Consider the following 10,890-nt stretch of genomic DNA (forward strand, 5'->3'; position numbering starts at 1 on the left):
GCAAGGATAGACAATTTTAAGGCACGTCGATGAACTAAGAATCCCCGTCGATTTATCGCGGGGAGTGTCACAGTGTATCAGTGCTATAAGCGTCGGCGCAGCCCGTTGTAGATATCGCCATCCCGACTGAGCGGGAAAGGTATAGCTAAAGTCAAAAGTGAAAGACTCGCTGTGACTGGATTTTAGGCTTTTGCCATGTCCTAACAACCTTGGCGGTTGCTATAACAGGCGAATAATTAGCCCACCTCTGCTGATTTCTTCGGTTTACCTCATTCCCTCAACTGAGAGGCTCAGATACCCGACTTCTTGAAGAAGTCGGGTATCTTTTGGATTGTAATTTATTGTATAAACAATTTTGATTAATTCTCAGTAACTATATGCTGTTTATTAGCAAATATTTGTAATTAAAACTAACTATATAATCAAATAATTAATTCTTTTCGCATCAAAATTTTACTGACAGTTTAATTTCTACATCTTAACTTAATAGAAATATTTTCTGAATAGCTCATTGACAATATTTTCTCATGTTTATTGCTTACCTAGATAATGTTTTTCATGTGTCTTTTTATTTATACCAAGTTTAGCTAAGACTGTGCTTGCTTTCCCCACAGTAACCAAGACCTGAGTCTACAAAAACTAAGCCTACTTACACAAGCTAATTTGGTATATTCTCATCAGAAAACGAGTTGACATTAAAAATGGCAGAGAGTAATCACATACCCCTGCCATTTTTAGATTTTTTTAAGGTTTAAGTCTGCCAACTCTTTCCTCAGTGTAGACTTCACTAACCTGGAATTATCAACGGACTAATTTTGAGCAGGTTGGACAAATCCTAAAGTTAAGCTATCTTTAGCGAGGAAGTGCGCTAAGTGGTAAGCTCTTTCTTCAGTTTTTAACAGAATTTGCTCGTAGAGATAGCGTGTACCCCGGTCGCCTAAACTTTCAGCCTGAGAAGCTTGACGACGAATAACGTTGAGGATGGCTTGTTCTGCGGCTAAGTCATTTTCTACCATTTGGCGACAAGAATATACGCCATCGGGTTCTTGTTCAAAACAGGTTAATTCTGCTAACTTGCTGAAACTAGCAGCTGGTACACCACCCAGTCCGTTTAACCGCTCGCCAATTTCATGGATATGATCTTGTACTTGCTCGTAGTGGTCGCTAAAGAACTCATGCAGTGAGTAAAATTCTGCACCTTCCACTACAAAATGATGCTTTTGATATTGCAAGAATAGTGCTTGAAAGCTCGCTAATACAACGTTAAAACCTTCAGTAACTGGAGCGGTTACACTGCGATCTAGCAATACAGGATTGTCATAAACCTGACCAAAGTTTTGTAATAAGGTTTGTGTATCAGACATGGTTCTCCTCGGTTTTTAACAGTAGTGACATTTAACTGCTTATCTTTTACATCTTAACATTTAAAAAATAAAAGCAAGCTTAATTAATATCTAATAAATTAAATTTTTCTGTCTCTAAAATAGCAATTATTCCTCTTAAGTAAGATAATTTCAGCCCCATTATGTAATGTTTTATTTTTCCTAATGAGAATAATTTGAAACTATTTTATAAACATCAAAATGCCAGCATCTGACTTTTTGTGTGAGCTTGATAAAACCTCACCCCAACCCTCTCCTTACTAAGGAGCTATCGTGTACACACAAGTGATCTGATCCCCCTAAATCCCCCTTAAAAAGGGGGACTTTAATTCCAATTCCCCCCTTCTCAAGGGGGGTTAGGGGGGATCGAAACGCTGTTAGGCAACTTGATAAGACTTGTGTGTACACCGTAGTTACTAAGGAGAGGGAGCCGGAATTTGCAAAACTGAGATCCGCTTCATCAAAACCTTTAAACTTCAAATCCCCAAACTTTTCTGTTCTGCATGAGCAAAAAAGGTATTTTTCATCCATTTGGGGGTATTGGGGAAGAATCTACCTTGTGTTTTGACACTTTCCACACTGGCTATAGCCGTTCAGACCTTCGGCGAAGCCTACTCCCTCCTCCCGAATTTCAGATTCATAACCGGAAATTATGACAAAGTTTTGATATTTTTTATTTATGTAACTGAGAATTGTTTGCACTTAAGGTATGCTGGTTTAAAGAGGTAGTACTCCCAAAGATTCTCGGAATTAGGGGGTCAAAACAATTTAGTTACTGCAATTTAGTCGCACGTTGAGGGCTAGTCGCTTGAAATCGTTAAGTTCAGAAATCGAGAAAAATTTTGTCGTCGGGGTAGGGGTGGACTGGGCTGACCGATGGCAAGTCTATCAACGCTTACAGGAGTTAGATATTCCCTGTTGGTGTGAGGCTAACCAGCCATTGCGGGTGGAGATTAACAACCCTTTAACAGTTGTTCAATTGTGGTCTGTAATGCAGCAATTAACAGCACCTCGTCAAGAGTTGATTGGGAATCTTGAACACTGTTGGAAAGGCCGCTACCGAAAGTTTTGAAGTTTTGACGTATAACAGATATTCAGACTCAGTTAGTTAACAGGAGGTTAAGAAAAATGAATGCATCCTATAGTACAGATATCTCAGAATTTTGCCTGGAAGGAAGGTTTGTCGATTTTGTAATTAAAGATGGCTACAAGGTCAAAGGTTTGTTATTAGGCACTGCCGATGGTGAATGCTATGTTAAACTCGCTAAACATTTACGCATGGCTTTTGATTTGCGTTTAGCGCCAGGGACTTGGTTACAAGTTGTGGGCTACAAGAAGCATGATATAAAAAAGGATAAGGTGACATTAAAAGCCGAGCGTGTGATGGCAGCACGTCCTGAGATAGGGAAAGTCGCAACTGTTACCCCAATACAGGAACCCCCAGCAATGAAAACCGCTAAGGACAAATCAGGTAAAAATAAAGACACAATTTTGGTGTGTCAAAAGTCTGATTGCATGAAACGTGGTGGTAAAGCAGTTTGTCAAGCATTGGAGGCGGCTTTAAGTCATCGCGGTTTGGAAGATAAAGTAACTATTAAAGGTACTGGCTGTATGAAGAACTGCAAGGCTGGGCCTAATATAGTGATGCCAGACAAAACCCGCTATAGTCGCATTCCATCTACACAAGTTCCTAAAATTATGGACAAGCACTTTGCCGAGGATAGCAAAGAAGAGCCGCCAGTTATACGCCATAGCAATTTTGGCTGAATCTGCTGGTAAATTTGTGATTTTTTATTGAGAAATTTAATAAGTATTTATTTAGTGTTTTTTCTGATGTGCGATCGCCTTTGGCGGGGCTTTGCCCATCGCCTAAATTTGATAATTTTTCTCAAGGCGATCGCTCAACGCGGAAACCCAGAAACCCCACCCCCAACCCCTCCCCGCAAGCGAGGAGGGGAGCAAGAGTGTTTTTAGATAACGGCTATGCAATCTATTTCTACTAAAACATTCTTGGGCAGACGTGACACCTGCACACAAGCACGCGCTGGGGCGGTTTCTTCCGGAAAAGATTGAGCATAAACCGCATTGACTGCGGCAAAATCATTCATATCAGCTAAAAATACTGTTGTTTTGACTACATCGGCAAAGCTAGCACCAGATGCAGTCAGAATAGCTTCCATATTAGCCATTACCTGCTCGGTTTGCTTTTTCACGTCATCCGTGTAGACGACATCACCGAGACGGGGGTCAATGGCAATTTGACCAGCTACGAAGATCATTTGACCAGAAGCAGCGATCGCTTGATTATATGGTCCAACTGGAGCCGGTGCGTTATCTGTACGAATTACTTGACGAGCCATAAATATCACTTTTTCTAATAATGTATTTTGTTTACCAATTTCCCCCTCAGAGGTTGTCGGCTGGTAAACTTCCCCATTAGGCATTATTGCACCAGTGAGGTCTGCATTTTTGAAGGTAGCACCGTAAATATTTGCTCCAGTTAAATTCACCTTTTTTAGATTTGCACCATCAAAGTTTGCCATCATTAAATTTGCATCTGACAAACAGGCTCTTTCTAAATCCGCGTTAGCCATATTTACACCAAACAAACTTGCTTGAGATAAGTCAACACCTCGAATCTTGGTTCGCTGGAAATCCGTATTCTTGAGCGTCGCACTCTTTAGAGTTGCTTGACTCAAATCAGCCCCAGCCAGGTTAGCTCCACTCAAATTAGCACTTGTGAGGTCTGCTCTTACAAGAATTGCATTTTTCAAGGATGCATTAGTTAGGTTTGCGCTATTTAGATTTGTTTGACTGAATTTGGCACTATCAAGATTGGCATGACGAAAGTTTGCGCTACTCACGTTCGCATGACTCAAGTCAGTACCACTCAAATCTGCCCAGCTGAAATTTGCATTATAACCGTTCTGCAAAGAACTTAAATTTGCACCTGTCAAAGATGCTCTAGTGAGATTTGCTTGTTGAAGATTTGCTTTGCTCAGGTTAACATCATTTAAATCAGCACCTTTGAGGTCTACACTGCTTAATTTTGCACTATTAAAGTCCCGTTGACCTTGTGCGTATTGTTCCAACAATTCATTAGTATCCATAAAGCACCCTAAAATACCACCAACCCAGTATAATCGCAGAAATTCTCTATTCTCTTGGCGTACTTGGCGACTTGGCGGTTCGTTAATCAAAACCAAATTTTCAGATGACTGCAATACAATCAATTTCTACTAAAACATTCTTTGGCAGACGTGACACCTGCACACAAGCACGCGCTGGAGCGGTTTCTTCGGGAAAAGATAGAGCATAAACCGCATTCACTGCGGCAAAATCATTCATATCAGCTAAAAATACTGTGGTTTTGACCACATCGGCAAAGCTAGCACCAGATGCAGTCAGAATAGCTTCCAGATTAGCCATTACTTGCTCTGTTTGCTTTTTCACGTCATCCGTGTAGACGACATCACCGAGGCGGGGGTCAATGGCAATTTGACCAGCTACGAAGATCATTTTACCCGAAGCAGCGATCGCTTGATTATATGGTCCCACTGGAGCTGGTGCGTTATCTGTGCGAATTACTTCACGAGTCATAAATATCACTTTTTCTAATAATGTTTCCGCCTGACCAATTTCCCCTTCAGAGGTTGTCGGCTGGTAAACTTCCCCATCAGGCATTATCGCACCCGTGAGGTCAGCATTTTTAAAGCTGGCTCCATAGATATTTGCTCCAGTTAAGTCTACCTTTCTGAGGCTGGCTCCATTCAGATTCGCTTTCGTCAAATCTACTTTTTGCAACTCTGCTTTATCTAAGTTTATTCCTTGAAGATAGGCTTTTTTGAAATTTACGCCATTAAGGTTAGCAGCACGTAAATCAGCCTCAGCCAGATTCATCCCAGACAAATCGGCGTTGCATAAATTAACGCCCCGAATCTTGGTTAGCTGTAAATTGGCATTTTTGAGCGTGACGTTTATTAGGATTGCTTGACTGAAATCAGCCCCAAGCAAATTAGCACCACTAAAATTAGAACCCGTAAGTTTCGCTCTAACAAAGTTTGCGTTTTTAAAAGATGCTTCAGTTAAGTTTGCTGATTGTACCGTAGCATCACTCAAATTAGTATTATCCAAGTTGGCATTAATAAATTTAACTCCAGTGAGATTTGCTCCGCTTAAGTTAGCAGTATCCAGGTTGGCACTACTAAAGTTTGCGCCACTTAGATTTGCTCCACTTAAGTTGGCACTATCAAGGTTGGCACTACTAAAGTTTGTACTACCCAGCTTCGCCTGACTCAAGTCAGTACCACTCAAATCTGCCCAACTGAAATTTGCAGAAGCACTTTCCTGCAAACAACTTAAATTTGCACCCGTCAAAGATGCTCTAGTGAGGTTTGTGCCTTGAAGATTTGCTTTGCTGAGGTTAACTTCATTTAAATCAGCACCCATTAGGTCAGCACCATTTAGGTCTATTCCACTTAAATCAGCACCTTTGAGGTCTACTCCTCTTAAATTTGCACTCTTAAAGTCCCGATGACCTTGTGCATATTTCTCCAACAATTCCTCAGCATCCATAACGCACCCTAAAATACCACCAACCCAGTATAATCGCAGAAATTATCTCTTTTCTTGGCGTACTTGGCGACTTGGCGGTTCGTCAATCAAAACCCAACCTCGGACGCAGCCCATAATGCCGATATTGCCAATAATCCCGCAGAATGCGATCGTGGTCAAAACATAAATTACTCGGCACACGCCAAGACTCAAAAACCCCGACATTCTTAGCATCATCACCCGCCATTGGTTCACCCGATGCTGTTGCCAAAAACACAATACTGATAGTATGCTGACGGCGATCGCGCTTAGGGTCAGAATAGACCAAAAACTGTTCAATTAACTCCACCTGCAAACCCGTTTCTTCCTCAGCTTCCCGCCGCGCCGCCACTTCCACAGCCTCACCATAATCCACAAAACCACCAGGAATAGCCCAACCCAAAGGTGAATTGTGACGCTCAATTAACACTATCGGTCGATGTGGTCGATCCACCAACTCAATGATGATATCCACCGTCGGTGCAGGATTTCTATAAGTCATACAATTTTAGATTTTAGATTTGGGATTTGGGATTGACTCCACAGATAAATCTAGGGGGGTGAAAATTTTAAATTTCGGTCATTAGTCATTGGTCATTGGGGAAAATCTGCCTCAATTCGCCATATACTTCCATCTGGCGACAGCTTTCAATGCTGACCTGAGCATGATAGATTCTATGGGATCGCTTGTTTCTATATTTGAAGTTAAATATGCCTTTTCCTAGATCCAGTGGTATTTTGCTGCATCCTACATCTTTTCCCAGTCGATTTGGTATTGGAGATTTAGGCTTAGAAGCCTATAAATTTATTGATTTTCTCAGAGAAAGTTACCAGCAATATTGGCAAGTATTACCTTTAGGTCCGACTGGATACGGTAATTCTCCCTATGCTGCATATTCAGCAATGGCGGGAAACCCCATGCTCATCAGCCCAGAAAAACTGCAAGAGCAAGGTTTACTAGCTGAAGAAGACTTTGCTAATTTACCAGGATTTAACGACTCTCAGGTAGATTACGACCAAGTAAACTCAATCAAGACTGCATTCCTCAAAAAAGCTTGCGAAAATTTTCAAGTTAAAGCAACACCTTTACAAAAAACCGCATTTGCCGGTTTTTGTGACAGCAAAGCCTATTGGCTCGATGATTACGCTTTATTTATGGCGCTGAAAGATGCTCATAATAATACCAGTTGGCATACTTGGGAGGCGGAACTTGTCAAGCGTGAATCAGCCGCAATGGATGAAGCTAGGGAAAAATTAACCGCTGAAATTTTTTATTATAAGTTTGTCCAATTTGAATTTTTCCGCCAGTGGTCCGAACTCAAATCCTATGCGAACATGAGTGGGATTTACATTATTGGCGATATTCCTATCTATGTAGCCCAAGATAGCGCTGATGTGTGGGCGCACTCGAATATCTTTTGTCTAGATGAAGAGACTAGAGAACCGGCTTTAATGGCGGGAGTTCCACCAGATTACTTTAGTGAAACTGGTCAATTATGGGGAAATCCGGTTTATAACTGGGAAGAATTACAAAAACAAGACTTTAAGTGGTGGCTGGGTCGCTTTGAAGCAATGCTGGATTATATAGATGTAATTCGCATTGACCATTTCCGGGGCTTTGAAGCTTACTGGGCTGTGGAACGAGGAGAAGAAACAGCTATGAATGGAGTGTGGATGAAGGCTCCAGGAGATGAGTTATTTGATGCGATTAAGAATAAATTGGGTACTTTACCCGTTTTAGCGGAAGATTTGGGGGTGATTACCCCAGAAGTAGAAGCATTGCGGGACAAGTATGAATTTCCCGGTATGAAGGTTTTGCAGTTTGCTTTTGGTTCTGATCCCGGTAATCCATTTTTACCTTTCAACTACACACGTAATGCTGTAGTTTATACGGGAACTCACGATAATGACACAACTGTAGGCTGGTTCAATCAAGCTAATGATTGGGAAAAGCGCAATTTACTACTTTATTTAGGTTGTATCACTCCGGAAGGTATCCACTGGGATGTGATTCGACTAGCTTTGAGTTCGATCGCCAATCAAGCAATTATTCCTTTGCAAGATATTTTAGGTTTGGGAACCGAGGCGCGGATGAATTTTCCTAGTACTGCTGAGGGTAACTGGGATTGGCGTTATCAGCCGTCAATTTTAACATCGGAATTAGGCGATCGCCTGAAAAATCTCACCCAACTCTATGGACGCGCACCGCAGGGTAAATAGCAACAAGCAAGGAGTGATGTTAATCAACTCCGTTTGATCACTTAATTAAGCCCGGAACTCCCCAAAAACGCGGCTTTCTCTCCACTCTGGGCTGGCTGGGAGGGGTTTGAGGTGGGGTACATTCCTCTGTCCTCCTCAAGGTCTAGGTTTAGCACCTATCTTAATCTCTCTCTCTTTTCCCGGTTCTCCCATCAGCTGCGCTTGTTCCTGATTGACACTCATGAACACACTACCCGCATTATCAGTTTTCACCGTTACTTCGTCTTGGGCTTTCCATGTGCGCTGAGTTCCTTTGGGGAGAACACCTTCAAACTCGGTTTTTCCATCAGCAACTACACGAATCCAGGATGATGCTTTCAAGGTGACACCAATCTGTACTGACTGACTGTTATTACTGGAATAATAGTTATCGCTAACAGGTTGTAACTTGGTTGATGCTGGAGAATTTAAGTTATTTGGGTCTGGTTTTAACACAGTTTCTAGCCCTAGCTGTTGATTGCTGTCGCTCAGACCATTATTATTCAGTACATGAGATAAGCTACTTACAGAACATACAATGACAAAAATATAAAGGAAGTAAAGATGAACAGGACGGAGTGGAGTCATGGACTGCGTTTGCAGAGGACGTAGTACACTCTTTGAGTGTTTTTTCTTGGTTATCCGTGAATTTATTGGTTGATCACCGAGAGGAAAACTACTGGCAAAATCCACGCCATTAAAATCTAATGCATCAGCAAATTGCCTGATTAAACCCTTCAGATAAACTGGTTCTGGCAGATCATCTAATTGACCTTGTTCAATGGCTTGTAATAACTTCTGAGGAATTTTGGTCAGAACTACCATTTGTTCTAGTGATAAAGCTTGTTCTTGACGAGAAGCGCACAGGCGATCGCCCAGTTCTGCCAATTTTTTCGCTTGTTGTTGTTTTAATGAAAGTTTGTCCTGTTTATTTTTTAGCCATTTCATGCTTTTTTTGCGCTCCTGACCTCAGCTGAACTTTAATTGGTAGATGCTTAATAAACTCTTTCAAACAGATAATTTCAGCATCTTGAAGAAAACGATAGTTACCCTCAGCTAGAAAGGGTAATTTTGGCATTTGTAATTGAATTGAACCGATGGAAGTACGATGCAGCCTAATTACTGGATATCCTAACTGTTGGGCTACACGGCGAATTTGTCGATTTCTTCCCTCTTTCAAAACTATTTCTAAATGGCTATTTTTTGCCAAAATTTCTATTAGCCGCACTTTTGCGGGATGTGTTTTTCTCCCATCCAAGACTACACCTTTACGCCACATTTCTAGAACTGCTGCGTCAGGATGTCCCTTGACTAAAACCTGATAAGTCTTAGGAATACGGTGGCTGGGGTGGGTGAGTCCAAATGTCAGGTCGCCATCGTTGGTCAGAATTAATGCTCCTGTAGATTCTGCATCTAAACGACCAACTGGGTGTAAACCTGAACCTTTGCTTAATTCTTGGGGGAGTAAATCCAAAACTGTTTTTCTTCCTTGAGGGTCGTAGCAAGTGGAAACTACCCCTGCTGGCTTGTGTAGCAATAAATATATTAAGGGCGGCCGCTGCTGAAACGAAACTAGCTTACCATCAACTGAAATGTTGTCTCGTTCTGGGTCAACTTTTTGACCTAAATGTGCCAATACCCCATTTATCCGCACACGCGATCGCCGAATCATTTCTTCAGCTTCGCGACGTGAGGCAATACCCCTTTGGGCTAGAATTTTTTGTAACCGTGCCTCCATGTTGGAATTACTGTGTATGGTCTGATGTATGGTTTGCAGTTTTTAGATAATAATCATAATATTTATGCTTTGTGTTGAGCAGTCATCAATGTTACATTTAAAGCTGATTTCAGTTCCGTTAGTGGTTGAGCAAATACCCATCAATAGAGTGGTGAAATGCCTGATAAAAATTCCCCAACTAAAAATTCACACAAAATCCGCATAATTACAAAGGTACTGACAGCAGCGCTCAAGCTTTGGTTGAAATCACAAGTTAGCGAAGTATCGCAGTTAGAAGTCGAGATTAAAGCGAGCGATCGCCAACTTCTCTCAGGTTTTATTCCTTGGGTATCTATTATTGCCAGTGATGCCGTGTATCAAGGCCTTCATATTACCCGAATTCAACTCGTAGCAGAAAATATTCAGGTGAATATCGGCTCAATACTCAAGGGGCAACAACTAAGACTATTAGAAATAGTACCAGTAATTGGTAATCTCCTCATAGAGGAAAAGGATCTCAATACTTCTCTATCATCTGAACTATTATCTACCGCTTTAAATGATGTGTTGTTTAAAATCTTACCAGAAAACTCTTTAAAATCTGCAATCTCTTGGCAAAAAATAGTAATTGGTAATAATGAAATTATACTTAAGTCCATTCTATCACCAGCCAGCGAACCCACACCTCTGGAAATTTATTTTAAATTAGACTTAATCAGCGGTCATGAGTTGAAGCTAGAAAAGATCCAAGTCATTCAAAATGATGTCCCACTTTTAGAAGATGAGCATAGTTACAATCTGGATCTTGGCTCAGATGTTGATATTCAAGAACTCAGTTTGATCCCTGGTAAGCTGGTATGCCAAGGAAGAATTAACGTCAATCCTTAAAGAAGAGGCAGGGGAGCGGGGCGCAGGGAGCGGGGGGGAGTTTGAAACAAAATAAATAGCACTCTTCTTCTC

The 10,890-nt window shown here is 41.4% G+C and carries 11 protein-coding genes; 5 read left to right on the plus strand and 6 right to left on the minus strand.

All coding sequences use genetic code 11. From position 1 onward, the window contains the following. Positions 1–809: 809 nt before the first annotated feature. Entirely contained in the window at positions 810–1,364 is a 555-nt protein-coding gene (locus tag AACX33_RS10245; RefSeq protein WP_193997377.1) for a Dps family protein, read from the minus strand. Between the two features lie 826 nt (positions 1,365–2,190). Between AACX33_RS10245 and AACX33_RS10250 the strand changes: the two genes are divergently transcribed. The 3 genes from AACX33_RS10250 to AACX33_RS10260 are packed head-to-tail and all read left to right on the plus strand — an operon-like array spanning position 2,191 to position 3,356. Continuing rightward, positions 2,191–2,454: an Asr1405/Asl0597 family protein gene (locus AACX33_RS10250; RefSeq protein WP_193997376.1), complete on the plus strand. Its 264-nt coding sequence runs from the start codon at positions 2,191–2,193 to the stop codon at positions 2,452–2,454. A gap of 56 nt (positions 2,455–2,510) precedes the next feature. Continuing rightward, entirely contained in the window at positions 2,511–3,149 is a 639-nt protein-coding gene (locus tag AACX33_RS10255; RefSeq protein WP_193997375.1) for a (2Fe-2S) ferredoxin domain-containing protein, read from the plus strand. Between the two features lie 27 nt (positions 3,150–3,176). Then, a complete protein-coding gene (locus tag AACX33_RS10260; protein ID WP_193997374.1) occupies positions 3,177–3,356 on the plus strand; it encodes a hypothetical protein in 180 nt (59 codons plus the stop codon). Here AACX33_RS10260 and AACX33_RS10265 read toward each other — a convergent pair. The 3 genes from AACX33_RS10265 to AACX33_RS10275 all read right to left on the minus strand — a co-directional run bounded on the left by AACX33_RS10265 (position 3,353) and on the right by AACX33_RS10275 (position 6,477). Further along, entirely contained in the window at positions 3,353–4,492 is a 1,140-nt protein-coding gene (locus AACX33_RS10265; protein ID WP_193997544.1) for a Rid family detoxifying hydrolase, read from the minus strand. The two genes, AACX33_RS10260 and AACX33_RS10265, sit on opposite strands and share 4 nt — an antisense overlap. A 100-nt stretch (positions 4,493–4,592) precedes the next feature. After that, positions 4,593–5,957, minus strand: coding sequence for a Rid family detoxifying hydrolase (locus AACX33_RS10270; protein WP_193997373.1), 1,365 nt, complete (start codon positions 5,955–5,957; stop codon positions 4,593–4,595). 82 nt (positions 5,958–6,039) lie between these two features. Then, a complete protein-coding gene (locus AACX33_RS10275) occupies positions 6,040–6,477 on the minus strand; it encodes an NUDIX domain-containing protein (RefSeq protein ID WP_193997372.1) in 438 nt (145 codons plus the stop codon). Between the two features lie 209 nt (positions 6,478–6,686). Between AACX33_RS10275 and malQ the strand changes: the two genes are divergently transcribed. Then, positions 6,687–8,195 (plus strand): 4-alpha-glucanotransferase, encoded by a 1,509-nt coding sequence (gene malQ, locus AACX33_RS10280; protein WP_193997371.1) that lies wholly within the window; start codon positions 6,687–6,689, stop codon positions 8,193–8,195. A gap of 135 nt (positions 8,196–8,330) precedes the next feature. On the opposite strand, the gene AACX33_RS10285 is transcribed toward malQ, so the two are convergent. After that, positions 8,331–9,161 (minus strand): helix-turn-helix domain-containing protein, encoded by an 831-nt coding sequence (locus AACX33_RS10285; protein ID WP_193997370.1) that lies wholly within the window; start codon positions 9,159–9,161, stop codon positions 8,331–8,333. Beyond that, the gene (locus tag AACX33_RS10290) at positions 9,142–9,951 is read right to left on the minus strand and encodes a pseudouridine synthase (protein ID WP_193997369.1); all 810 of its coding nucleotides are present in this window, start codon (positions 9,949–9,951) and stop codon (positions 9,142–9,144) included. The genes AACX33_RS10285 and AACX33_RS10290 overlap by 20 nt, the downstream gene beginning before the upstream one ends. Before the next feature lie 156 nt (positions 9,952–10,107). Here AACX33_RS10290 and AACX33_RS10295 point away from each other — a divergent pair, with 156 nt between their 5' ends. Continuing rightward, on the plus strand, positions 10,108–10,818 hold the full coding sequence (locus AACX33_RS10295) for an LmeA family phospholipid-binding protein (RefSeq protein ID WP_193997368.1): 711 nt from the start codon (positions 10,108–10,110) through the stop codon (positions 10,816–10,818). Positions 10,819–10,890: the final 72 nt, after the last annotated feature.

This window comes from Nodularia sp. LEGE 04288 (assembly GCF_963896525.1).
Taxonomy (GTDB): domain Bacteria; phylum Cyanobacteriota; class Cyanobacteriia; order Cyanobacteriales; family Nostocaceae; genus Nodularia.